The sequence below is a fragment of the Pseudomonas oleovorans subsp. oleovorans genome, assembly GCF_002197815.1.
GTDB lineage: Bacteria > Pseudomonadota > Gammaproteobacteria > Pseudomonadales > Pseudomonadaceae > Aquipseudomonas > Aquipseudomonas oleovorans.
This window is the reverse complement of the sequence record NZ_NIUB01000003.1, coordinates 139736-162615: the sequence shown is the minus strand read 5'-3', so window position 1 is coordinate 162615 and position 22880 is coordinate 139736. Positions and strand designations below refer to the sequence as shown.

19 protein-coding genes, 2 pseudogenes and 1 riboswitch are annotated in these 22880 nt (G+C 63.6%); of the genes and pseudogenes, 17 read left to right on the top strand and 4 right to left on the bottom strand.

Annotated elements, in window-relative coordinates; genetic code table 11:
• The first annotated feature begins 1 nt into the window (after position 1).
• The 10 genes from PSOLE_RS02720 (at position 2) to PSOLE_RS02675 (ending at position 10364) form a co-directional block, all read left to right on the top strand.
• On the top strand, positions 2–538 hold the full coding sequence (locus tag PSOLE_RS02720) for a F0F1 ATP synthase subunit delta (protein ID WP_074856679.1): 537 nt from the start codon (positions 2–4) through the stop codon (positions 536–538).
• 15 nt (positions 539–553) lie between these two features.
• Positions 554–2098 (top strand): F0F1 ATP synthase subunit alpha, encoded by a 1545-nt coding sequence (atpA, locus tag PSOLE_RS02715; RefSeq protein ID WP_074856677.1) that lies wholly within the window; start codon positions 554–556, stop codon positions 2096–2098.
• Between the two features lie 48 nt (positions 2099–2146).
• Positions 2147–3010, top strand: coding sequence for a F0F1 ATP synthase subunit gamma (atpG, locus tag PSOLE_RS02710; RefSeq protein ID WP_003465092.1), 864 nt, complete (start codon positions 2147–2149; stop codon positions 3008–3010).
• A gap of 49 nt (positions 3011–3059) precedes the next feature.
• Positions 3060–4436 (top strand): F0F1 ATP synthase subunit beta, encoded by a 1377-nt coding sequence (atpD, locus tag PSOLE_RS02705; RefSeq protein ID WP_012020331.1) that lies wholly within the window; start codon positions 3060–3062, stop codon positions 4434–4436.
• A 79-nt stretch (positions 4437–4515) separates the two neighbouring features.
• The gene (locus tag PSOLE_RS02700; protein WP_003465090.1) at positions 4516–4950 is read left to right on the top strand and encodes a F0F1 ATP synthase subunit epsilon; all 435 of its coding nucleotides are present in this window, start codon (positions 4516–4518) and stop codon (positions 4948–4950) included.
• Positions 4951–5073: 123 nt separating this feature from the next.
• Complete coding sequence (gene glmU / locus PSOLE_RS02695) at positions 5074–6432, top strand: bifunctional UDP-N-acetylglucosamine diphosphorylase/glucosamine-1-phosphate N-acetyltransferase GlmU (RefSeq protein ID WP_074856674.1); 1359 nt, start codon at positions 5074–5076, stop codon at positions 6430–6432.
• Between the two features lie 56 nt (positions 6433–6488).
• Positions 6489–7100, top strand: coding sequence for a LysE family transporter (locus tag PSOLE_RS02690; protein WP_074856671.1), 612 nt, complete (start codon positions 6489–6491; stop codon positions 7098–7100).
• 73 nt (positions 7101–7173) lie between these two features.
• Positions 7174–7944, top strand: coding sequence for a DeoR/GlpR family DNA-binding transcription regulator (locus PSOLE_RS02685; RefSeq protein ID WP_003465087.1), 771 nt, complete (start codon positions 7174–7176; stop codon positions 7942–7944).
• Between the two features lie 10 nt (positions 7945–7954).
• Positions 7955–9805: a glutamine--fructose-6-phosphate transaminase (isomerizing) gene (glmS, locus tag PSOLE_RS02680; protein WP_003465085.1), complete on the top strand. Its 1851-nt coding sequence runs from the start codon at positions 7955–7957 to the stop codon at positions 9803–9805.
• A 370-nt stretch (positions 9806–10175) separates the two neighbouring features.
• Positions 10176–10364 carry a hypothetical protein gene (locus PSOLE_RS02675; protein ID WP_139204916.1) on the top strand — a complete coding sequence of 63 codons (189 nt, stop codon included), beginning with the start codon at positions 10176–10178 and terminating at the stop codon, positions 10362–10364.
• A 222-nt stretch (positions 10365–10586) separates the two neighbouring features.
• On the opposite strand, the gene cobM is transcribed toward PSOLE_RS02675, so the two are convergent.
• Positions 10587–11342 (bottom strand): precorrin-4 C(11)-methyltransferase, encoded by a 756-nt coding sequence (gene cobM / locus PSOLE_RS02670; protein ID WP_003464890.1) that lies wholly within the window; start codon positions 11340–11342, stop codon positions 10587–10589.
• Positions 11339–11776, bottom strand: a complete 438-nt coding sequence (locus PSOLE_RS02665) for a cobalamin biosynthesis protein (protein WP_074856665.1) — start codon at positions 11774–11776, stop codon at positions 11339–11341. Before PSOLE_RS02665 ends, cobM begins: the two co-directional genes overlap by 4 nt.
• A gap of 86 nt (positions 11777–11862) precedes the next feature.
• A riboswitch (cobalamin riboswitch) is annotated at positions 11863–12057 on the top strand.
• A gap of 94 nt (positions 12058–12151) precedes the next feature.
• Here PSOLE_RS02665 and cobW point away from each other — a divergent pair.
• The 6 genes and pseudogenes from cobW to PSOLE_RS23555 all read left to right on the top strand — a co-directional run.
• Entirely contained in the window at positions 12152–13201 is a 1050-nt protein-coding gene (gene cobW, locus PSOLE_RS02660; protein WP_074856661.1) for a cobalamin biosynthesis protein CobW, read from the top strand.
• Positions 13202–13275: 74 nt separating this feature from the next.
• Positions 13276–17022 carry a cobaltochelatase subunit CobN gene (gene cobN, locus PSOLE_RS02655; RefSeq protein ID WP_074856658.1) on the top strand — a complete coding sequence of 1249 codons (3747 nt, stop codon included), beginning with the start codon at positions 13276–13278 and terminating at the stop codon, positions 17020–17022.
• Positions 17023–17257: 235 nt separating this feature from the next.
• Complete coding sequence (locus PSOLE_RS02650; protein ID WP_074856655.1) at positions 17258–18259, top strand: ATP-binding protein; 1002 nt, start codon at positions 17258–17260, stop codon at positions 18257–18259.
• Complete coding sequence (locus PSOLE_RS02645) at positions 18241–18990, top strand: vWA domain-containing protein (RefSeq protein WP_244597231.1); 750 nt, start codon at positions 18241–18243, stop codon at positions 18988–18990. The genes PSOLE_RS02650 and PSOLE_RS02645 overlap by 19 nt, the downstream gene beginning before the upstream one ends.
• Positions 18987–19748, top strand: coding sequence for a precorrin-6A synthase (deacetylating) (gene cobF, locus PSOLE_RS02640; protein WP_074856651.1), 762 nt, complete (start codon positions 18987–18989; stop codon positions 19746–19748). The genes PSOLE_RS02645 and cobF overlap by 4 nt, the downstream gene beginning before the upstream one ends.
• A gap of 23 nt (positions 19749–19771) precedes the next feature.
• Positions 19772–19954, top strand: a pseudogene (locus tag PSOLE_RS23555) (IS30 family transposase); the annotation flags it as partial.
• On the opposite strand, the pseudogene PSOLE_RS02630 reads toward PSOLE_RS23555, so the two are convergent.
• Both PSOLE_RS02630 and PSOLE_RS02625 read right to left on the bottom strand, forming a co-directional pair.
• Positions 19951–20940 (bottom strand): annotated as a pseudogene (locus PSOLE_RS02630) (MFS transporter); the annotation flags it as partial. The pseudogenes PSOLE_RS23555 and PSOLE_RS02630 overlap by 4 nt on opposite strands.
• 101 nt (positions 20941–21041) lie before the next feature.
• Positions 21042–21953, bottom strand: coding sequence for a LysR family transcriptional regulator (locus PSOLE_RS02625; RefSeq protein ID WP_074856645.1), 912 nt, complete (start codon positions 21951–21953; stop codon positions 21042–21044).
• Between the two features lie 140 nt (positions 21954–22093).
• Here PSOLE_RS02625 and PSOLE_RS02620 point away from each other — a divergent pair, with 140 nt between their 5' ends.
• Positions 22094–22837, top strand: coding sequence for an SDR family oxidoreductase (locus PSOLE_RS02620; RefSeq protein ID WP_074856643.1), 744 nt, complete (start codon positions 22094–22096; stop codon positions 22835–22837).
• The last annotated feature ends 43 nt before the right edge of the window (positions 22838–22880 follow it).

The window sequence follows — 22880 nt, the reverse complement described above, 5'->3', positions numbered from 1 at the left end:
GATGATCAATACCAACACGCTCGCTCGGCCCTACGCGAAAGCTGCGTTTGAGTTTGCCAGTGCTGCACAGCAGGCCGATGCCTGGCTGAACATGCTGTCGTTGTCGGCAGCTGCCGTTCAGACGCCGGCCGTGGCTCAGCAGTTGGTCAACCCGGCGTTGACCGATGAGCAGAAAGTCAATGTACTGGTGCAGATTTGTGCCGGTCACATCGACGCTTCGTTCAGCAACTTCCTGCGTTCGCTGGGCAGCAACGACCGACTGTCGCTGTTGCCGGTGGTACGCGAACAATTTGCCGTGCTGAAGGCTGAAGCCGAACGCGCCCTCGATGTTGAGGTCGAGTCGGCTTTCGAGCTTAATGCCGAACAATTGCAAACTCTGGCTGCCGCCCTTTCCAAGCGGCTCGATCGCACCGTCCAGCCCAAGCCCGTGGTCAATCCCGCCCTGATCGGCGGCGTTGTCATTCGTGCAGGTGACCTGGTCATCGACGGTTCGGTCCGCGGCAAGCTGAACAAGCTGGCCGAAGCGTTGAAATCCTGATTTGAGGGAACTGGCATGCAGCAACTGAATCCTTCCGAAATTAGCGAAATCATCAAGCAGCGCATTCAGTCGCTTGATGTAACCGCTCAAGCCCGTAATGAAGGCACCATCGTCAGCGTTTCCGACGGTATCGTGCGCATTTACGGCCTCGCCGACGTCATGTACGGCGAGATGATCGAATTCCCGGGTGGCGTCTACGGTATGGCCCTGAACCTGGAGCAAGACTCCGTGGGTGCCGTGGTACTGGGTAGCTACCTGACTCTCGCCGAAGGCATGAGCGCCAAGTGCACCGGCCGCATCCTGGAAGTCCCGGTTGGTCCGGAACTGCTGGGCCGCGTTGTCGACGCACTGGGTAACCCGATCGATGGCAAAGGCCCGATCAACGCCGCCGCTAGCGACGCCGTTGAAAAGGTTGCGCCGGGCGTGATCTGGCGTAAGTCGGTCGACCAGCCGGTGCAGACCGGTTACAAGTCGGTCGATGCCATGATCCCGGTAGGCCGTGGCCAGCGTGAGCTGATCATCGGTGACCGTCAGATCGGTAAGACTGCTCTGGCCGTCGACGCCATCATCAACCAGAAAGACAGCGGCATCCGTTGCGTCTACGTCGCCATTGGTCAGAAGCAATCGACCATCGCCAACGTAGTCCGCAAGCTGGAAGAAGCTGGCGCCCTGGCCAACACCATCGTGGTTGCAGCGTCGGCTTCCGAATCCGCTGCGCTGCAGTTCCTGGCTCCTTACGCCGGCTGCACCATGGGTGAATACTTCCGTGACCGCGGTGAAGATGCCCTGATCGTGTACGACGACCTGTCCAAGCAAGCCGTTGCCTACCGTCAGATCTCCCTGCTGCTGCGCCGTCCGCCAGGCCGTGAAGCCTACCCGGGCGACGTGTTCTATCTCCACAGCCGTCTGCTGGAGCGCGCTTCGCGCGTTTCCGAAGAGTACGTCGAGAAGTTCACCAATGGCGCCGTGAAGGGCAAGACTGGCTCGCTGACCGCTCTGCCGATCATCGAAACCCAGGCCGGTGACGTTTCCGCGTTCGTTCCGACCAACGTGATTTCGATCACCGACGGTCAGATCTTCCTGGAATCGGCCATGTTCAACTCGGGTATCCGTCCGGCCGTCAACGCTGGTATCTCGGTATCCCGTGTCGGTGGCGCGGCTCAGACCAAGATCATCAAGAAGCTCTCCGGTGGTATCCGTACCGCTCTGGCTCAGTACCGTGAACTGGCTGCTTTCGCCCAGTTCGCTTCTGACCTGGACGAAGCCACCCGCAAGCAGCTCGAGCACGGTCAGCGTGTCACCGAGCTGATGAAGCAGAAGCAGTATGCGCCGATGTCCATTGCCGAAATGTCAGTGTCCCTGTACGCAGCCGAGCGTGGCTTCCTGCAGGACGTCGAAGTCGCCAAGGTCATCAGCTTCGAGCAGGCTTTGATCGCCTTCTTCAAGCGTGATTACGCCGACCTGATGGCGAAGATCAACGAGAAAGGTGACTTCAACGACGAGATCGACGCTGGCCTGAAAGCCGGTATCGAGAAGTTCAAGGCCACCCAAACCTGGTAACCGCAGCGGGGGCTTCGGCCCCCGCCTGCTTGAACCAAAAGGTGTGAAATGGCAGGCGCAAAAGAGATTCGCAGCAAGATTGCGAGCATCAAAAGCACGCAAAAGATCACCAGCGCCATGGAAAAAGTGGCGGTCAGCAAAATGCGCAAGGCTCAACAGCGCATGGCTGCCGGTCGCCCCTACGCCGAGCGTATTCGTCAGGTGATTGGTCACCTGGCCAACGCGAACCCGGAATACCGCCACTCGTTTATGGTGGAGCGTGATGTAAAGCGCGTCGGTTATATCGTGGTGACTTCGGATCGTGGTCTGTGCGGTGGCTTGAACATCAACCTGTTCAAGGCGTTGTTGAAAAGCCTGAAGGAATGGCGCGACCAGAAGGTCGAGGCCGATTTCTGCGTGGTAGGCAGCAAGGGCGCGAGCTTCTTCCGCAGCAACGGGGGCAACGTGGTTGCCGCCATTAGCAAGCTGGGTGAAGAACCGTCCATCAACGACCTGATCGGTAGCGTCAAGGTCGTGCTGGATGCCTACGCCGAGGGTCGTATCGACCGCCTGTATCTGGTGTCGAACAAGTTCGTCAACACCATGACGCAGAAGCCGGAAGTGCAGCAGTTGCTGCCGCTGGCCGCCAGCGATGCGCAGGGTGTACAGAAAGGTATGTGGGACTACGTGTACGAGCCGGATGCCCAGCAACTGCTGGATGCCCTGTTGGTACGCTACATCGAGTCGCAGGTCTATCAGTCCGTGGTCGAGAACAGCGCGTGCGAACAGGCTGCGCGGATGATCGCGATGAAGAACGCAACCGATAACGCCGGTGATCTCATCAAAGACCTGCAGCTGGTTTACAACAAGGCGCGTCAGGCAGCGATCACCCAGGAAATTTCGGAAATCGTCGGCGGCGCTGCCGCGGTTTAAGAACGGTTCAACTGTTTAGAACAGTTGAAAAAAGTCAGAGGAACCAAAGATGAGTAGCGGACGTATCGTTCAAATCATCGGCGCCGTTATCGACGTGGAATTCCCGCGCGATCAGGTGCCGAACGTATACGAAGCCCTGAAGGTACAGGGCGCTGAAACCACCCTGGAAGTCCAGCAGCAGCTGGGCGACGGCGTGGTACGTACCATTGCCATGGGTTCGACCGAAGGCCTCAAGCGTGGCCTGGACGTCAACAGCACTGGCAAGGCCATCTCCGTACCGGTCGGTAAAGCGACCCTGGGCCGGATCATGGACGTGCTGGGCAACCCGATCGACGAAGCCGGCCCCATCGGTGAAGAAGAGCAGTGGGAAATCCACCGCGCTGCACCGAGCTATGCCGAGCAAGCCGGTGGCAATGACCTGCTGGAAACCGGGATCAAGGTTATTGACCTGGTCTGCCCGTTCGCCAAGGGTGGTAAGGTCGGTCTGTTCGGTGGCGCCGGTGTCGGCAAGACCGTGAACATGATGGAACTGATCCGTAACATCGCCATCGAGCACAGCGGTTATTCCGTGTTCGCCGGTGTAGGTGAGCGTACTCGTGAGGGTAACGACTTCTACCACGAGATGAAGGACTCCAACGTTCTCGACAAGGTAGCCCTGGTCTACGGTCAGATGAACGAGCCACCAGGCAACCGTCTGCGCGTCGCGCTGACCGGTCTGACCATGGCCGAGAAGTTCCGTGACGAAGGCCGTGACGTTCTGCTGTTCGTCGACAACATCTACCGTTACACCCTGGCCGGTACCGAAGTATCCGCACTGCTCGGCCGTATGCCGTCGGCAGTAGGTTACCAGCCGACCCTGGCCGAAGAGATGGGCGTTCTGCAGGAGCGTATTACCTCCACCAAGAAAGGCTCCATTACCTCGATCCAGGCCGTCTACGTACCTGCGGACGACCTGACCGACCCGAGCCCGGCGACCACCTTCGCCCACTTGGACGCCACCGTCGTACTGAGCCGTGACATCGCTTCCCTGGGTATCTACCCGGCCGTTGACCCGCTGGACTCCACCAGCCGTCAGCTGGATCCGAACGTGATCGGCCAGGAGCACTACGAGACCGCTCGTGGCGTTCAGTATGTTCTGCAGCGCTACAAGGAGCTGAAGGACATCATCGCGATCCTGGGTATGGACGAACTGTCCGAAGACGACAAGCTGCTGGTAGCGCGCGCTCGTAAGATCCAGCGCTTCCTGTCCCAGCCGTTCTTCGTGGCTGAAGTCTTCACCGGTGCCCCGGGCAAGTACGTGTCCCTGAAGGACACCATTGCCGGCTTCAGCGGCATTCTCAAAGGCGATTACGACCACCTGCCGGAACAAGCGTTCTACATGGTAGGCGGCATCGACGAAGCCATCGAGAAAGCCAAGAAACTGTAAGTAATGGGTGCGCCCTCCAGAGGGCGTCCGCGCCGGAGCGGGCAGCAGCCCGATCCGGCCTCTCAACCGAGGCATTGTTATGGCTATGTCAGTCCACTGCGATATCGTCAGTGCGGAAGAAGAGCTGTTCTCGGGGCTGGTGGAAATGGTCATCGCCCACGGTCACCTCGGTGACCTGGGTATCCTGCCGGGCCACACCCCGCTGCTGACCGATCTCAAGCCGGGTCCGGTGCGAGTGATCAAGCAGGGTGGCACCGAGGAGGTGTTCTACATCTCCGGTGGCTTCCTGGAGGTTCAGCCGAGCATGGTGAAGGTACTTGCCGACACCGCTGTTCGCGCCGGCGACCTGGATGAAGCCGCCGCCATCGAGGCGCGCAAGGCGGCCGAGAAGGCGCTGAGCGAAAAGGGCACCGAGTTCGACTACGGCAGTGCGGCAGCACGCCTGGCCGAGGCAGCTGCCCAGCTGCGCACCATCGAAGAAATGCGCAAGAAGTTCGGCGGCCGCATCCGCTGATCGCGTATCGCGGTATCACGTAAAGGGGCGACTTAGGTCGCCCCTTTACGTTTCTGGCAAAATAGCGCTTTCTTCGCGCGGCCCTCTGGCCGCGGCCAACTCTTGCCCAGCAAGGAGCTTTCTATGAGTCTGGATATCGTCATTCTTGCCGCTGGCCAGGGCACGCGCATGCGTTCGGCGCTGCCCAAGGTACTGCACCCGGTCGCCGACAAACCCATGCTCGGGCATGTCATCGACACCGCACGCAGCCTGCAGCCGCAGAGCATCCAGGTGGTGATCGGGCATGGCGCCGACACCGTGCGCGAGCGCCTGGCCGCCGATGACCTGAATTTCGTCATCCAGGCCGAGCAGCTGGGTACCGGCCATGCCGTGGCTCAGGCTCTGCCACAGCTCAGCGCCGAGCGCGTGCTGATTCTCTATGGCGACGTGCCGCTAATCGAGCCTGCCACCCTGCAGCGCCTGCTGGCCCTGGTCAGCGATGATCAGTTGGGCCTGCTCACCGTCGAGCTGGCTGACCCGACCGGTTACGGCCGTATCGTCCGTGATGAGGCCGGCGTGGTGCAGGCCATCGTCGAGCACAAGGACGCCAGCGACGCGCAGCGGCAGATCCGCGAAGGCAATACCGGCATCCTCGCCGTACCGGGCAAGCGCCTGGCCGACTGGCTGGGGCGTCTGTCCAACAGCAACGCCCAGGGCGAGTACTACCTGACCGACGTGATCGCCATGGCCGTTGCCGATGGCCTGACCGTGGCCACCGAGCGTGCCGCCGACGAGATGGAAGTGCTGGGTGCCAATGACCGCATTCAGCTCGCGCAGCTCGAATGCCATTACCAGCAGCGTGTGGCTCGTCGCCTGATGGCTCAGGGCGTCACCCTGCGCGATCCGCATCGTTTCGATGTGCGTGGCGAAGTCAGCATTGGCCGCGACGTGACCATCGACATCAACGTCATCCTCGAAGGCAAGGTGGTGATCGAGGACGATGTGCAGATCGGCCCCAACTGCGTGATCAAGGACTCGGTGCTGCGCAAGGGCGCCATCGTCAAGGCCAACAGCCACCTGGAAGGTGCCGAGATGGGCGAGGGCGCCGACTGTGGTCCGTTCGCCCGCCTGCGTCCCGGCACCAAACTGGGCGCCAAGGCTCATGTGGGTAACTTCGTCGAGCTGAAGAACGCCGTGCTGGGGCAGGGCGCCAAGGCCGGCCACCTGAGCTATCTGGGCGATGCCGAGATCGGTGCGCGCAGCAATATCGGCGCCGGCACTATCACCTGTAACTACGACGGTGCCAACAAGTTCCGCACCATTATGGGCGAGGACGTATTCATCGGCTCCAACAGTGCCCTTGTGGCGCCTGTCACGCTGGGCGACCGTGCGACCACGGGTGCCGGTTCGGTAGTGACCAGCGATGTGCCGGCCGATATGCTGGCAGTGGGTCGGGCCAAGCAGCGCAATATAGAAGGCTGGAAGCGCCCCACCAAGAAGTGAACCCGATCGGGTCTGGGTGACCGGGCCTGTGGATAACCTGCCGGAGACAGTCCTGTATGCTCGGTGTGACGGATTACGCTGCCTTCGTGGTGGCCTTCATCATTCTTCTGGCCATTCCCGGGCCGGGTAACCTGGCCTTGATTCTCTCCACGGGCAAGGGCGGCATTCGCGGTGGTCTGGCCTCGACTTTCGGCATCATCTTTGGTGATCAAGTGTTGCTGTGGTTGGCGGTAGCCGGTGTCGCCGCGCTACTCAAGGCCTATCCGGCAGCCTTCCATCTGGTGCAATGGCTTGGCGCCGGCTATCTGGTCTACCTCGGCCTGCGCATGATCCTGGCCAAGCCGGGGGCGGCGCCGACACTGGAGATCAAGCCGCGCCAGTACCTCTGGCAAACCCTGGTGATCACGGTCTTCAACCCCAAGGCCATCATTTTCTATATTGCCTTCTTCCCGCTGTTCATCGATCCGCAGCGGCATCAGGGCTTGATTACGTTCGGTTTCATGGCCGTGACCATCATGGCGCTGACCTTTCTCTACGGCTTGCTCGTCGTACTGCTGACGCACTTTCTCGCCGAGCGCATGCGCTCCAACCCGCGTATCGCCCGTGGTCTCGAGAAGCTGGCGGGGCTGTGCCTGGTCGGCTTCGGGGTCAAACTGACATTGAACTGATCGACGGACGCTTGCGGGCTTTTCGATCATATGTTTTGATTCGCGCCATTATCTTTCGAATCGAAACTTAAGCATGTCGAAGCGCAACACGCCGCAACGTCGTCACACCATCCTCGCCTTGCTCGCCGAGCAGGGCGAAGTGAGCGTGGACGCCCTGGCCCAGCACTTCGCCACCAGCGAAGTGACCATTCGCAAGGATCTCGCCGCTCTTGAAAAGAACGGCCTGCTGCTGCGTCGCTACGGCGGCGCGGTGCCGGTGCCGCAGGAGCTGATCAGCGAGCCGACGCAGCCCATTTCTCCCTACAAGCAGGCGATTGCCCGTGCCGGCGTGGCGCGCATCCGCGAACACGCACGCATCATCATCGACAGCGGCACCACCACGGCGGCGATGATCCCGCAGCTTGGCTACAAGCCCGGGCTGGTGGTGATGACCAACTCGCTCAATGTGGCCAACGCCCTGCGCGAACTCGAACACGAGCCGGTGCTGCTGATGACCGGCGGTACCTGGGATCCGCACTCGGAATCCTTCCAGGGCCAGGTGGCCGAACAGGTGCTGCGTTCTTACGACTTCGACCAACTGTTCATTGGCGCCGACGGCATCGACCTGGAGCGTGGTACCACCACCTTCAACGAGCTGCTCGGTCTGTCGCGGGTGATGGCCGAGGTGGCTCGCGAAGTCATCGTCATGGTCGAGAGCGACAAGATCGGCCGGCGCATTCCCAATCTGGAACTGCCCTGGAGCAGCCTCCACACCCTGATTACCGACGAGCGCCTGGATACCCAGGCCGCCGAACAGATACGCGCGCGTGGCATCCAGCTGATCCTCGCGCCGCTGGAAAACTAAGGAGAGCCCCATGTGTGGAATCGTAGGCGCCATCGCCGAGCGCAATATCACCCCTGTCCTGGTCGAAGGCCTCAAGCGCCTGGAATACCGCGGTTACGACAGCGCCGGTGTAGCGCTGCTGACCGAGCAGGGTGCACTGGATCGCCGTCGCCGGGTCGGCAAGGTCAGCGAACTGCAGGCCGCGCTGGACGCCGAGCCGCTGGCCGGGCGTCTGGGCATCGCCCACACTCGCTGGGCCACCCACGGTGCGCCGAGCGAGCGTAACGCCCACCCGCATTTTTCTGGTCATGAGCTGGCGGTAGTACATAACGGCATCATCGAGAACCACGAAGAGTTGCGTGAGCGCCTCAAGGGCCTGGGCTATGTCTTCAGCTCCGATACCGACACCGAAACCATCGTCCACCTGCTCGAGCACAAGCTGCAGCAGTTCGGCGACCTTGCGGCCGCGCTCAAGGCTGCAATCCCGGAACTGCACGGCGCATACGGCCTGGCCGTGATCAGTGCCAAACAGCCGGATCGTCTGCTCGCTGCGCGCAGTGGCAGCCCGCTGGTGATCGGTCTCGGTCTGGGGGAAAACTTCCTCGCCTCCGACCAGTTGGCCCTGCGCCAGGTCACTGACCGTTTCATGTATCTGGAAGAAGGCGATATCGCCGAAATCCGCCGTGACAGTGTGCAGATCTGGGACGCCGCCGGTCAGCCGGTGCTGCGTGAAGCCGTGCAGTACCACGAAGGTGCCGAAGCCGCCGACAAGGGCGAGTACCGCCACTTCATGCTCAAGGAAATCCACGAGCAACCGAAGGTGGTGCAACGCACCCTGGAAAGCCGTCTGGGCAGCGATCATGTACTGGTGCAGGCCTTCGGCGCGCAGGCGGCCGAGCTGTTCGCCAAGGTGAAGAACGTGCAGATCGTTGCCTGCGGTACCAGCTACCACGCTGGTATGGTCGCCCGTTACTGGTTGGAAGAGCTGGCTGGCATTCCCTGCCAGGTCGAGGTGGCCAGCGAATTCCGTTACCGCAAGGTGGTGGTGCAGCCGGACACCCTGTTCGTCAGCGTCTCGCAGTCCGGCGAAACCGCCGACACCCTGGCCGCGCTGCGTAATGCCAAGGAGAAGGCGCCGGGGCAGGGCGGCTACCTGGCCAGCCTGGTGATCTGTAACGTCGGCACCAGCTCGCTGGTACGCGAATCCGACCTGTGCCTGCTGACCCAGGCCGGCCCGGAAATCGGTGTGGCCTCGACCAAGGCCTTCACTACCCAGCTGGTCGGCCTGATGCTGCTGACCCTGTCCCTCGGCCAGGTGCACGGCACCCTGGACAAGGCGCTGGAAGCGCAACTGGTCGACGAACTGCGTCGCCTGCCGACCCGTCTGGGCGAAGCCCTGGCCATGGACAAGACCGTGGAGAAAATCTCCGAACTGTTCGCCGAGAAGCACCATAGCCTGTTCCTCGGCCGTGGCGCGCAGTATCCGGTGGCCATGGAGGGCGCGCTCAAGCTCAAGGAAATCTCCTACATCCACGCCGAGGCCTACCCGGCCGGCGAGCTCAAGCACGGTCCTCTGGCCCTGGTGGATGCCGACATGCCGGTGGTCACAGTCGCGCCGAACAACGAGCTGCTGGAAAAGCTCAAATCCAATCTGCAGGAAGTGCGTGCACGGGGTGGCGAACTGATCGTCTTCGCTGATCAGCAGGCCGGCATGAGCAACGGCGAGGGCACTCATGTGGTGGCCATGCCGCATATCCACGACCTGCTCGCGCCGATCCTCTACACCGTGCCGCTGCAGCTATTGTCGTACTACGTCGCCGTACTCAAGGGCACCGACGTCGACCAGCCGCGTAATCTGGCCAAGAGCGTGACAGTCGAATGAAGCGTGAGGACGTGATCAAGCGGTTGTGGGATGCAAATAAAGTTTCATCCTTAGAAATAAAGTGTCATCCCGAGCAATCGGGTTCTGGCCTTGTCCGCCCCTGGAACCCCCAATGATTGCGGCCTGCAAGGCCGCAATCAGGGAGGAAATTAGCAAGGTCACAATAGAAATCAACGACTTACGATTTCAGGTAAGGATGACACTTTATTCGCATGGCTCCGGGGTTTTCCGACCATTTGAAGGCCGCTGCGAGGCATTAGGATGAGACTTTAGGTACAGGTCGGGCAGTGAGCTTCCCAGCCAGCCCAGCAAATCGTTCCCGTTAGGATGAAACTTTATTTGCATCCCACAGCGGTTGGCTGATGGCGTGGTGTTCCACACCCAGGTCATGGTCAACCCGGCCAATACCAGCGAATGGATCGTGTTCTTCAACAAGGATGCGGGGCGCAGCTTCTTTCTGGTGGACGCTGCCGAGCAGGTGCAGACCTTTACCAGTCTGGATGCGTTGATGGTTGAGCTGCGTGGCTTGGGTATCAAACGGGTGGAAGTACAGCTCTGAGCAGTTGCTCACAGTTGGCGTGGATCAAGCTGTGGATATCCTAGTGACAGTTGGCTGAAACCCTTGAAAATAGGGCTCTACAGCCAGTTGTACAGAAAGTGCTCGCCAGCTCGCCCACTATCCACAGGGTGATTGGATAAGTCGCTTCCTATGCTGTTGATAAGGCTCTGAAAGCCGCACGAAGAAAGGCTTTCAGCGCTTTGTACGGTTTATCGCCAGGGTTCAGGCACTGCCGGGGCGGTAGAGGTGCCGATGCGCTGCGTCATACAGCGCAGATTCCGCAAAGGCGCCTGGATCGAGCACGCGGCCGACCAGGATCAGCGCCGTGCGGCGGAAGTCTTTGGCGGCGACCCTTTCTTCGATATCGCTCAGTGTGCCCAGCACCCAGTCCTGATCCGGCCAGCTCGCTCTGTGGATAACCGCGATGGGGCAGTCGGCGCCATAGTGCGGCAGCAGTTCTTCGACGATGGCCGGTAGATGGCGCACACCGAGGTGGATGGCCAGGGTTGCGCGGTGTCGCGCCAGGTCGTGCAGTTGCTCGCCCTCGGGCATCGGCGAGGTGGTGCCGTAGCGGGTGAGGATCACCGTCTGAGCAATGCCGGGTAGGGTCAGCTCGGATTCCAGCAACGCCGCACAGGCAGCGGTGGCGGTAACGCCGGGAATGATCTCGAAGGGAATGCCGAGCGTGCGCAGTTCGCGAATCTGTTCGCCAATGGCGCCGTATAGCGACGGGTCGCCCGAGTGCACGCGGGCCACGTCCAGGCCGCGTTCATGGGCCTGGCGTAGCAGCGTGATGATCTCGCCCAGGTGCAGCTCGGCGGTGTTGACTACCTGCTCGGCGCTGTGACCCTGCAGCACGGCTTCGGGCACCAGCGAGCCGGCATAGAGAATCACCGGGCAGCTGTGGATAAGTCGCTGACCCTTGACGGTGATCAGTTCAGGATCGCCGGGGCCGGCACCGATAAAGTAGACAGTCATGCAGGTTCTCTATCGAAGGTGGCCAGTGCACAGGTGGCGCTGGCGCTGCGGGTTTTCTCTCCGAGCAGGCAGGGCGATGTGCCCAGGCGCGCTGCCAATGCCAAGGCACAAGGCTCCGCTACGGCGGGACTGCCTGTGGCTGCTTGAGTCAATGCACTGCCGGCGGTCATGGCTTGATAGGTGCTCAGTTGCTCGGGTGCGAAGAACACCAGCTCCAGAGCTAGGTGCTCGGCCAGGCCGTGCAGGCCGGCTTCGTCGCGCTTGTGAGCGATGCTGGCCAGGGCGGCGAGGTTGTTCACCGTCAACTCATGCAAAGCCAGGCTGTGGATAAGCAGGTCGAGCAGCTCGTCCTGGCTGCAGCCACGGCGGCACCCCAACCCGGCGACGACCAGTGTCGTTGAGGCGGATAGGCGATCTGAGGGGGTCGGCAACATGAGTGATGTTCGGGCTGTGCGGTGGCGTAGCTCATCATGGCACCTGCCAACGGTCAACCGCGATTGACCGGCCGCTGCGGCCTGCGTAGCCTTCTCGCTTTCGAGGTTCTTCCCGGCATGGCGCCGGGGAGCTAAGAGGGAACAGGGTCGATGCCCTGGCTGCCCCCGCAACTGTAAACGGTTATGCCCTTCGTTAGACCACTGCCAACCGGCGGGAAGGTGAAGGGATGCGCGTAGCGCAAGCCGTGAGCCAGGAGACCTGCCTCGACTGATAGCCACTTGCTCGGACGGGGTGATCCGACGCGGCCAGCACGCCCTTGCGTGCTCGCCTGCGCGTACCCGTCCGCCGAACTTACCGACGCCACGGGGCCCTCCATGAAAACCCTCGCCAAACTGCCTGTCACCATCGTCACCGGTTTTCTCGGTGCCGGCAAAACCACGCTGTTGCGCCATCTGCTGTCCAACGCTGGCGGTCGTCGTATCGCGGTGATCGTCAACGAGTTCGGCGAGCTTGGCATCGATGGCGAAATCCTCAAGCAATGCTCCATCGGCTGCAGCGAGGAAGAAGCCAACGGCCGTGTTTTCGAGCTGGCCAACGGCTGCCTGTGCTGCACCGTGCAGGAAGAGTTCTTCCCGGTGATGCGCGAGCTGGTGGCGCGCCGCGGTGACCTTGACCATATCCTCATCGAGACCAGTGGCCTGGCGCTGCCCAAGCCTTTGGTGCAGGCCTTCAACTGGCCGGAAATCCGCAACGCCTGCACGGTCGACGCGGTGATCACTGTGGTCGACAGCCCGGCGGTGCTCGCCGGCACCTTCGCCGCCTTCCCCGATCAGGTGGACGAGCAGCGCAAGCTCGACCCCAACCTCGACCACGAATCGCCGCTGCACGAGCTGTTCGCCGACCAGTTGGCCAGCGCCGACCTGGTGATCCTCAACAAGGCCGATCTGCTCGACGCCGAGGCACTGGCCGCCGTGCGCGCCGAGGTGGCCGAAGAGCTGCCGCCGGCAGTCAAGGTGATCGAGGCGCACGGCGGCGAACTGCCGCTGGACGTGCTACTCGGCCTGAACAGCGAAACCGAGCTGCATATCGACAGCCGTCGCACCCACCATGACGATGAAGACGAAGACCACGATCATGAGGAATTCGACTCGTTCCACGTGGAACTACCGGAAACAGAGGAGGCGCGCCTGCTGGCTGCGTTGAAGGACGCTGTGGCCAAGTACGGCATCCTGCGTGTGAAAGGCTTCGCTGCCATCCCTGGCAAACCCATGCGTCTGCTGGTGCAGGGCGTTGGCCAGCGTTTCGACCGCCACTTCGACCGCGCCTGGCAGGCCGACGAGCCGCGCCTGAGCCGCCTGGTGGTGATCGGCCAGCAGCTCGACCGCGCGGCTATCGAAGCCGAGCTGAAGGCGGCGCTGGCTTGATAATGATCGCCCGCAAGCGGGCTCCTACACACCCTGTAGGAGCCCGCTTGCGGGCGATGTACTTGGATTCGTAGATGCACTTACTGCGCACCCAACCCGGCGCTCAACTGCCGGCAGACAGCATCGCCGACCTCGGCCAGACGCCTGCCGATCTGGTGATCCTGTGCACGGGTGATTCGCACCTTTCCCTGTTAGCCGAAGCCGCCCGGCAACTGCCGGACGACTACCCCAGTCTGCGTCTGGCCAGCCCGGCGCAACTGAGCAACAACGCCTCGGTGGATTATTACGTCGAGCAGGTGCTGCAGCATGCCAAGGTCATCCTGATCTCGGTGCATGGCGGCGTGAGCTACTGGCGCTACGGCGTCGAGCGTCTGGTTGAGCTGGGTGCGCGCGGTGCCACGATGATCATGGTGCCGGGCGACGACAAGCCCGACCCGGAGCTGAATGCCCTTGGCAACGTCGCCGAAGAAGACAGCCAGCGCCTGTGGCAATACCTGCGCCAGGGCGGGCTGAATAACGCCCGCCAGCTGTTTCGCTGCATCGGCAGTCGTTGGTTGGGGCGTGGCGACAGTTGGCAGGAGCCGCAGCCGCTGCCGCGTGTCGGTCTCTATCACCCGCAGTGCAGCCTGGCGACGCTGGCCGCCTGGCAGGCGCAGTGGCGACCGGACGCGCCTGTGGTGGCGCTGCTGTTCTATCGCAACCATGTGCAGTCGGCGAACACCGTCTTCGTCGATACCTTCTGCCAGCACCTGTTCGGCCAGGGCCTTAACCCGCTACCCATTGCTGTGGCCAGCCTCAAGGAACCTGCCTGCCTGGATCAGGTGCAGGCCTGGCTGGATGACACCGACGCCGCGCTGATCATCAACACCACCGGCTTCGCCCTATCCAACCCCGAGGCGCCGCAGGCGCGGGTCTTCCGCCGCGATATCCCGGTACTGCAGGCCATCTGCTCGCTGGACAACCACGCGCAGTGGCAGGCCAGCACTCAGGGCCTGGGCTCGCGTGACCTGGCCATGCATGTGGTGTTGCCCGAGCTGGATGGCCGGCTGATCGGCACCGCCATCAGCTTCAAGGGGCTGGCCTGGCGTAGCGAGCGCAGCCAGAGCGATGTGGTGTGCTACCAGGCGCATGAACCGGGTATGGCTTATGTCGCGGAACTGGCGCGGAACTGGTGCCAGTTGGCGATCAAAAGCAACGATCAGAAGCGAATCGCGCTGATTCTTGCCAACTACCCGACCCGTGATGGTCGTATCGGCAACGGCGTCGGCCTGGATACGCCGGCCGCCGCGCTGAATATCCTCCTCGCCCTGCAGTCCCAGGGCTATCCGGTGGATAACCTACCGGACAGCGGCACCGCACTTGTCCACAGCCTGCTCGGCGGTGTCACCAACGACCTCGACGGCCTGGATACGCGCCCCTGTGCGCAAAGCCTGGCGTTGGACGACTATCTGAAGTTTTTCCACAGCCTGCCGGCGGCCAACCAGCAGGCGGTGCGCGAGCGCTGGGGTGAGCCGCAGGACGATCCCATGTTCCGCAGCGGGCGGATGATGGTTGCTGGCCTGCGTTTCGGCCTGACCTTCGTCGGCATCCAGCCGGCACGCGGTTATCAGCTCGATCCGGCGGCGGTCTACCACGACCCCGATCTGGTGCCGCCACACGGCTATATCGCCTTCTACGCCTGGCTGCGCACGGCGTTCGTCGCCGACGCGCTGATCCATGTCGGCAAGCACGGCAATCTGGAGTGGCTGCCGGGTAAGAGCGTCGGCCTCTCCGAGGGCTGCTGGCCGCAGGCGCTGATCGGCCCGCTGCCCAACGTCTATCCCTTTATCGTCAACGATCCGGGCGAGGGCGCGCAGGCCAAGCGCCGCACCCAGGCAGTGATCATCGACCACCTGATGCCGCCGCTGACTCGTGCCGAAAGCTATGGCCCGCTACGCGATCTGGAGCGCCTGGCCGACGAATACTATGACGCCAGCCAGCTCGACCTGCGCCGAGCCGTGGAGCTGCGTGGCGAGATTCTGGCCAAGGTGCGCGAGGCCAGCCTCGACCGCGAACTGGGTCTGCAACTTAACGATGACGGCGACAGCTGGTTGCCGCAGCTCGACGCCTACTTGTGCGACCTCAAGGAATCGCAGATTCGCGATGGCCTACATGTGTTCGGTGAGTCGCCGACTGGCCAGCTGCGCCGCGACACCCTGCTGGCGCTGCTGCGCATTCCCCGTGGTGATGGCCAGGGCGCCAATGCCAGCTTGCTGCGGGCCCTGGCCCGTGGCCTGGAGCTGGGCCTTGATCCGCTGGACTGTGATATGGGCCAGCCCTGGGAGGGGCTGCGTCCACAGGCGTTGCAGGTTGTGGATAACAGTCTTTGGCGTACCATCGGCGATACCCGCGAGCGTCTGGAACTGCTGGCGTTGAGGCTGATCGAGCAGCGCCTGGCGGGGGTGACCTGCGGCGACTTCGGCGCCGAGGTGGCGCTGATTCTCGACGGCCTGGCCGAGCATATCGCGCCGCTGCTGGATGCCTGTGGCGACGCCGAGATGGGCGGCCTGCTGGCGGCGCTGGAGGGACGTTTCGTGCCGGCTGGGCCAAGCGGTGCGCCCAGTCGCGGGCGCCTCGACGTACTGCCCACCGGGCGCAACTTCTTTACTGTCGACGTGCGTCACCTGCCCACGCCCACCGCCTGGCGCCTCGGCGTGCAGGCGGCGGATCGCCTGCTCGAACGACACCTGCAGGACGAGGGCGATCACCTGCGCCAACTCGGCCTGTCGGTATGGGGCACGGCGACCATGCGCACCGGTGGCGACGATATCGCCCAGGCACTGGCGCTGATGGGTGTGCGCCCGGTATGGCAGCCCGGCAGCCAGCGTGTCGAGCGCTTCGAGGTGCTGCCGCTAGAGCAGCTCGGTCGGCCTCGGGTGGACGTGACCCTGCGCGTGTCGGGCTTCTTCCGCGATGCCTTCAGCAACCTAATTCGCCTGTTCGACGAGGCCGTGCAGGCGGTGATCGAACTGGATGAACCGGAAGATATGAACCCGCTGTCGGCGAGGGTCTGGCGCGAATCGCTGGTACTCAAGGACAGTGGCCTGGATGAAGCCGAAGCGCGGCGGCAGGCCGGTTGGCGGGTGTTCGGCGCCAAGCCGGGCGCCTATGGCGCCGGGGTGCAGAACGCCATCGAGGAACGCCTGTGGCAGAGCCGTGCGGATCTCGCTGAGGTCTACCTCAACTGGGGCGGTTACGCCTACGGCAGCGGCGCCGAGGGGCTGCCTGCGCGGCAGCGCTTCGTCGACCGCCTGGAGCAGATGCAGGCGGTGCTGCACAACCAGGACAACCGCGAGCACGACATCCTCGACTCCAACGACTACTACCAGTTCCAGGGCGGCATGCTGGCGGCGGTGGAAACCCTGCGCGGGCTCAAGGTGGCCAGCTACTTCGGCGACAACAGCCAGCCGGACACGCCGCGCATCCGCAGCCTCAAGGAAGAACTCAATCGCGTGGTACGTGCTCGCGCCGCCAACCCCAAGTGGATCGCGGGCATGAAGCGCCATGGCTACAAGGGCGCCTTCGAACTGGCCGCGACCATCGACTACCTGTTCGCCTTCGACGCCACCAGCGAACTGGTCGATGACCACCAGTACGCGCTGCTCACCGATGCCTACCTGCTCGATAGGGATACCCGCGACTTTATTCAGCAACACAACCCTGGCGCGCTCAACGACATCCTCGAACGCCTGCTGGAGGCTCAGCAGCGCGGCCTGTGGGAGAATCCCGGCGAATACCGAGAGGCGCTGGAAAACCTGCTGCTCGATAGTGAGGAGTCATGAAGCGCTTGAGTGCGGGGGGGTTGTGCTCCCTCTCCCGCTTGCGGGAGAGGGCTGGGGAGAGGGTGGTTCAGGTCGCTCGGTGTCGCTGGATAAACCCTCTCCCCCGGCCCCTCTCCCATAAATGGGAGAGGGGAGGAATCCCTCTGATCCGCTGCAATCGCCAATTGCCCGCACCGCCATTCCCGGATTTTATCCGGGCTACCGTCGGAACCATGTTTATCCACAGGCCAGAGCCATGACCGAACATCACTTCCCCCTCGCCGCCGTGGTCGGCGCCGATTCGCTGAAGCTGGCGCTGTGCCTGGCGGCCATCGATCCGGCCATCGGCGGCGTGCTGATCGAGGGCCCGCGCGGTATGGCCAAGTCCACCCTGGCCCGTAGCCTGGCCGATCTGCTCGACGGTGGCCGCTTCGTCACCCTGCCGCTGGGGGCGAGCGAGGAGCGCATCGTTGGCACCCTGGATCTGGACGCGGCCCTCGGCGAGGGCCGCGCGCAGTTTTCCCCAGGCCTGCTGGCCCGTGCCGATGGCGGCGTTTTGTATGTGGATGAGGTCAACCTGCTGCCCGATCATCTGGTCGATCTGCTGCTCGATGCCGCCGCCAGTGGGGTCAACCACGTCGAGCGCGACGGCATCTCCCATCGCCACGCCGCGCGCTTCGTGCTGATCGGCACCATGAACATCGAAGAGGGCGAACTGCGCCCGCAACTGCTCGACCGCTTCGGCCTCAACCTGGCGCTCGATGGCCAGCCGCAGCCGGCTGAGCGCGCCGAGATCGTCCGTCGCCGTCTGGCCTTCGATGCCGACCCCGCCGCTTTTCTGCAACGCTGGCAGGATGAGCAGGATGCCCTGGCGATGCGTTGCCAGAACGCCCGCCAGCGCCTGGCGGATATCCCGCTGGATGACGCCGCCCTGGGCGAGATCAGCCAGCGCTGCTTCGCTGCCGGTGTCGACGGCCTGCGCGCCGATCTGGTCTGGCTGCGTGCCGCTCGTGCCCATACGGCCTGGCGTGGCGCGGCGGGCATCGAGCCTGTGGATATCGAGGCGGTGGAGGACTTCGTTCTGCGCCATCGCCGTCGCCAGCAACAACCGCCGGCTGCCACACCGCCCGAGCAGAGCCAGGCGCCGCAGCAGGCGCAGGAACAGAGCCAGGGCGAGAGCCAGTGGGGCGAGCTGCCGGCGCAGCCGCAGGCCATGGGCGAACGGCGCGTGCCGCCGCGTTGGCCAAAAAAGTCCTGAGCATCCGCCCGCGCACAGCCACTGGCGCGGATGCCCGTAACCGGCCCGGACGACTCGGCGGAGGCCTGCGCGGTGCTGCGCGTAGCGGCGTGGCCGGTCGTATCGACTGGGCGGCCACTCTGCGCCAGGGCCGGCCGCAATGCCGCGAACAGTTGGTGCTGCGCCCGCGCAGCCAGCAGGCTGAGGAACTCTGGCTGGTGCTGGTCGATGCCTCTGCCTCGATGCGCCGGCATAGTGCTCTGAGCCTGGCCAAGGGCGTGCTCGCCGAGCTGTTCGACAACGCCTATCGCCAGCGCGCGCGCCTGGCCGTGCTGCAGGCCGGCGGCCGCGAGGCACAATGGTTATGGCAAGGGCGCAAGGCCAGCGCCGAGCTGCACCGTTGGCTGCACGAGTTGGGTGCGGGAGGCGGCACGCCGCTGCTCGATGCACTGAATCAGGCGGGTGACTGGCTGCTGCGTCGCCAGCGGGCGAAACCGAGCGAACGCCAGCGCCTGCTGATCCTCACCGACGGCCGCTTGCGTGATCAGTCAAATCTGGCGCCGCTGCCGTGCCCAACCCTGCTGCTCGACACCGAGCGTGCGCCAATCCGCCTGGGCCGCGCCCGGCAACTGGCGCAGGCGCTGCAGGCCGAGTACCAACATATTGATGATTTACTGCCTGTAGGAGCCGAGGACGCTGATCGCCGGCAAGCCGGCTCCTACGGGTTGTCCGTTACCTGGAGAACCCCATGAAAACCCTGCTGCTGGTCGGCATCGGCGCCGGCGACCCGGACTACATCACCTACCAGGCGATCAAGGCGCTGCGCCGCAGCGACGTGATCTTCCTGATGGACAAGGGCCCGGCCAAGCACAAGCTCAACGCCCTGCGCCGGGAAATCTGCGCGCGCTTTCTCGAAGGCCACACGCCGCGTTTCGCCGAAGGCCAGCAGCCGGAGCGCGAACGCGAGGCGGCGGACTACCGCGCTAGCGTCGACGAACTCAACCGCGACAAGCAGGCGGTGTTCGAGCAGCTTATTGACGAGCAGATGGCCGATGGCGAAACGGCGGCTTTCATGGTCTGGGGCGACCCGTCGCTGTATGACAGCAGCATCCGCATCATCGAGGCCATCGCCGCGCGCCGTAGCGATTTCGCCTATGACGTGATCCCCGGCATCACCAGCCTGCAGGCGCTCACGGCGCGGCATCGCATCCCGCTCAACAGCATTGGCCGCGCCGTGGAAATCACCACCGGCCGCCTGCTCGCCGAAGGCTGGCCGCAGGGCGTGGACAGCGTGGCGGTGATGCTGGACGCCAAGGACACTTACCGCCGCTTCGTCGGCCAGGGCCTGCATATCTACTGGGGCGCCTATGTCGGCACTGCCGATGAAATCCTGATCGCCGGGCCGCTGGATGAGGTGGCTGAGCGCATCGTCACCACCCGCGCCGAGGCGCGGGAGCGCAATGGGTGGATCATGGATAGTTATTTGTTGCGTAAGGATCGGGTGGCGTAGGGGCACGCTGGACGTTAATTACGCAGGCCCGCCGTCAGGTGTGTCGACCGAAGCGAAAGCTGTTGCCGGGTGGTGAGCGCTTCGAGTTGGTGGCGCATATGCTGCGTGAGCGTTTGTCTCCCGAGCAGATTGCCGGCAAGCTGCGCAGCATGAACATTCCCAGCCTCAGAGAGGCCTACGTCTGTCGCGAGACGATCTACGGGGCGGCCAGGGTAAAGGCCGGATACACCGCGACGATCAACGCCACCACGGCAGTCAGGATGGTGCGGCGGCGCCCGACGCGATCCGAATAGCGCCCGACGAAGGGACACAGCAGGGCGGCGAAGAACAGCGCGATCAGGCTGGCCAGCAAAGCCACCGGCCGTGCTGCGCCACCGACCACCTGCATGTAGGTGGTCAGGTAAGTGGTGAACATGTAGAACGACAGCGCCGTGGCGGAGATGAACGCCGACAGGCAGAGCACGGTGCCGCCGTGCTCGCGCAAGGTTTCGCGCAGTGGTGAATGTTCGGGATGAGGTTGCGCAGCCAGGGCCTGGAAGGCCGGTGATTCGTCCAGACGCAGACGCATGTACAAGCCGACCAGACCCAGCGGCGCAGCGATCAGGAAGGGCACGCGCCAGCCCCAGGCCTGCATCTGCGCTTCGTCCAGCCACAAGCCCATGCCGAATACCAGGCCGGCGGCGCAGGCGAATGCCATGAAGGTCGAGACCGGCACGAAGCTGCCATAACGGGCTTTCTGCTCGGTGGGCGCATGCTCCATGACGAAGGCGCAGGCACCGGCGTATTCGCCTCCGGCGGAGAAACCTTGCAGGCAACGCGCCAGCGCCAGCAGCAGCGGGGCGAACAGGCCGATGCTGGCGTAGGTGGGCAGCAGGCCGATCAGCGTGGTGGCGCCGGCCATCAGCAGCACGGTGATCGACAGCACGCGCTTGCGTCCGATCCGATCACCGAGAATGCCGAAGACGATGCCGCCCAGTGGGCGCAGGGCGAACGACACGGCAAACACGGCGAAGGTCTGCAGCAGCGCCAGGGTCGGATTGCCCGGCGGGAAGAACAGCGAAGCGATGGTCACGGCGAGAAAACCGTAGACGGCGAAGTCGAACCACTCGACGAAGTTACCGATGGCCGAGGCGGCGATCACCTTGTGCAAGGTGGCCGGGCTGACCTGCTGGCCCGTGTGGATGGCATTCATGTAACGCTCCTGATCCCTGATTTAGACGGCTTCAGGCAGGTTACGGAGCGATAGCCGGGGTGGGCGCTTCGCAGGCGACAGCGGCGTTGTCGTGAGCGACCTCAGCCCTGGGGAAACTGCGCCGGATTGGAGAAGCAGGCGCGCAGGTGATCGAACACCAGACGCACCCTTGGCGGCACCGGGCCCTGCTGTGGGCGGTAGATGAACAGCTGCCAGGGATCGGGCGCCTGCTCGGTCAGCACCGCCTGCAGGCGGCCGTTCTCCAGGTACGGTTGCGCCAGGTAGGCGGGTAACTGGCCGTAGGCCAGGCCGGCGAGCACGGCTTCCAGCTCGGCTTCAGGGTCGTCGCACACCAGCGCTGGCGCGGGCGGATGCAGGCTGGGGCCGTGAGCGAATGTCCACGGCCAGGGGCGGCCGTTCTTGCGGTCGATCAGCACCGACAGCGGCCGCTGCTGCAACTCGTCGAGGTCACGCGGCGCACCGCTGGCGGCGATCAGTTGCGGTGTGGCCACCACCTGCAACGGTACGGGTGCGAGGGCGCGGGCGACGTAGCGGCTGTCACGCAGGAAGCCGACGCGGATGCCGATGTCGATCTGCGCTTCCACCGCGTCGGTGATCTCGTCCTCCAGGCGCAGGTTCAGCACCAGCTGTGGGTGCTGCTTGAGCAAGGGCTGCAGGAACGCCACCAGAAAGCGCTTGCCAATGGCCTGCGGCGCGGTGATGCCGATGCGCCCGGCGATGGCCGATTCGGCCTCGGCGCGATGGCCGCGAAACAGCGCATCGAAGTCTTCCAGCATCTGCCGGGCGCGCAGCGCGTAGGCCTCGCCAAAGGCGGTGATATGCACCTGGCGGGTGTTGCGGTGGAACAGAATCTCGCCGAGTTCTTCCTCCAGCGCCTTGATCGCACGGGTCACCGCCTGCGGAGAAATCCTCAGGCGAGTCGCCGCCTCGCGGAAATTGCTGCAGTCGGCCGCGCTGCAGAAGATGCGGATCATCTCCATGCGATTGAGCATGTCGGGGCGCCTTCATATTCCAGAATATGGAATATTTTAATCCAAACTCTTCCATTCATTGAAACGGGAATCGCCTATAACGTGAGCTCATGTCCGGCGTATGGCGTGGACACTCCAATCAATCGAGAGAGGGCTTACCCATGAGCAACAATATTTCCGGCAAGGTCGTGGTCATCACCGGCGCCAGCAGCGGCCTGGGCGAAGCCACCGCCCGTCATCTGAGCAAGTTGGGCGCCAAGGTGGTGCTGGGCGCACGGCGCAAAGAGCGTCTCGAGCAACTGGTCAGCGAACTGGTTGCCGCTGGTGGCGAGGCCGTGGCCTACCAGACCGACGTGACCCGCGCCGACGAGGTCAAGGCACTGATCCAGGGCGCACTGGACACCTTCGGCCGCGTCGATGTGCTGATCAACAACGCCGGCCTTATGTCCATTGCACCGATGAGCGATGTGCGCGTCGAGGAGTGGGAGCGCATGATCGACATCAACATCAAGGGCGTGCTGTACGGCATCGCCGCGGCGCTGCCGGTGTTCCAGCAGCAGAATGCCGGGCACTTCATCAACATCGCCTCGGTGGCCGGGATCAAGGTGTTCAGCCCCGGTGGTACCGTCTACAGCGGCACCAAGTTCGCCGTGCGCGCCATCTCCGAAGGCCTGCGCCATGAAGTGGGCGGCAGCATCCGCACCACCACCATCGAGCCGGGCGCGGTGGATTCGGAGCTGAAGTTCGGCAGCTCGCACCAGCAGAGCCGCGACTTCGTCGTCGACTTCTACAAGCAGGCGATTCCGGCGGAATCGGTGGCACGCGCCATTGCCTACGCCATCGAGCAGCCGGCTGACGTCGACATCAACGAGATCGTTCTGCGTCCGACCACGCAGGAGTTCTGATCCATAACCGCTGTTGCAGGCGCTTGCGATGCTGGTTCACCCG

Coding starts and splice junctions, on each gene's coding strand:
- atpG (WP_003465092.1), top strand. CDS start 2,147: ATGGCAGGCGCAAAAGAGATTCGCAGCAAGATTGCGAGCATCAAAAGC.
- PSOLE_RS02720 (WP_074856679.1), top strand. CDS start 2: ATGATCAATACCAACACGCTCGCTCGGCCCTACGCGAAAGCTGCGTTT.
- PSOLE_RS02620 (WP_074856643.1), top strand. CDS start 22,094: ATGAGCAACAATATTTCCGGCAAGGTCGTGGTCATCACCGGCGCCAGC.
- atpD (WP_012020331.1), top strand. CDS start 3,060: ATGAGTAGCGGACGTATCGTTCAAATCATCGGCGCCGTTATCGACGTG.
- cobM (WP_003464890.1), bottom strand. CDS start 11,342: ATGACTGTCTACTTTATCGGTGCCGGCCCCGGCGATCCTGAACTGATC.
- PSOLE_RS02685 (WP_003465087.1), top strand. CDS start 7,174: ATGTCGAAGCGCAACACGCCGCAACGTCGTCACACCATCCTCGCCTTG.
- glmS (WP_003465085.1), top strand. CDS start 7,955: ATGTGTGGAATCGTAGGCGCCATCGCCGAGCGCAATATCACCCCTGTC.
- PSOLE_RS02690 (WP_074856671.1), top strand. CDS start 6,489: ATGCTCGGTGTGACGGATTACGCTGCCTTCGTGGTGGCCTTCATCATT.
- PSOLE_RS02625 (WP_074856645.1), bottom strand. CDS start 21,953: ATGCTCAATCGCATGGAGATGATCCGCATCTTCTGCAGCGCGGCCGAC.
- PSOLE_RS02700 (WP_003465090.1), top strand. CDS start 4,516: ATGGCTATGTCAGTCCACTGCGATATCGTCAGTGCGGAAGAAGAGCTG.
- PSOLE_RS02650 (WP_074856655.1), top strand. CDS start 17,258: ATGACCGAACATCACTTCCCCCTCGCCGCCGTGGTCGGCGCCGATTCG.
- cobF (WP_074856651.1), top strand. CDS start 18,987: ATGAAAACCCTGCTGCTGGTCGGCATCGGCGCCGGCGACCCGGACTAC.
- atpA (WP_074856677.1), top strand. CDS start 554: ATGCAGCAACTGAATCCTTCCGAAATTAGCGAAATCATCAAGCAGCGC.
- glmU (WP_074856674.1), top strand. CDS start 5,074: ATGAGTCTGGATATCGTCATTCTTGCCGCTGGCCAGGGCACGCGCATG.
- PSOLE_RS02665 (WP_074856665.1), bottom strand. CDS start 11,776: ATGTTGCCGACCCCCTCAGATCGCCTATCCGCCTCAACGACACTGGTC.
- cobN (WP_074856658.1), top strand. CDS start 13,276: ATGCACTTACTGCGCACCCAACCCGGCGCTCAACTGCCGGCAGACAGC.
- cobW (WP_074856661.1), top strand. CDS start 12,152: ATGAAAACCCTCGCCAAACTGCCTGTCACCATCGTCACCGGTTTTCTC.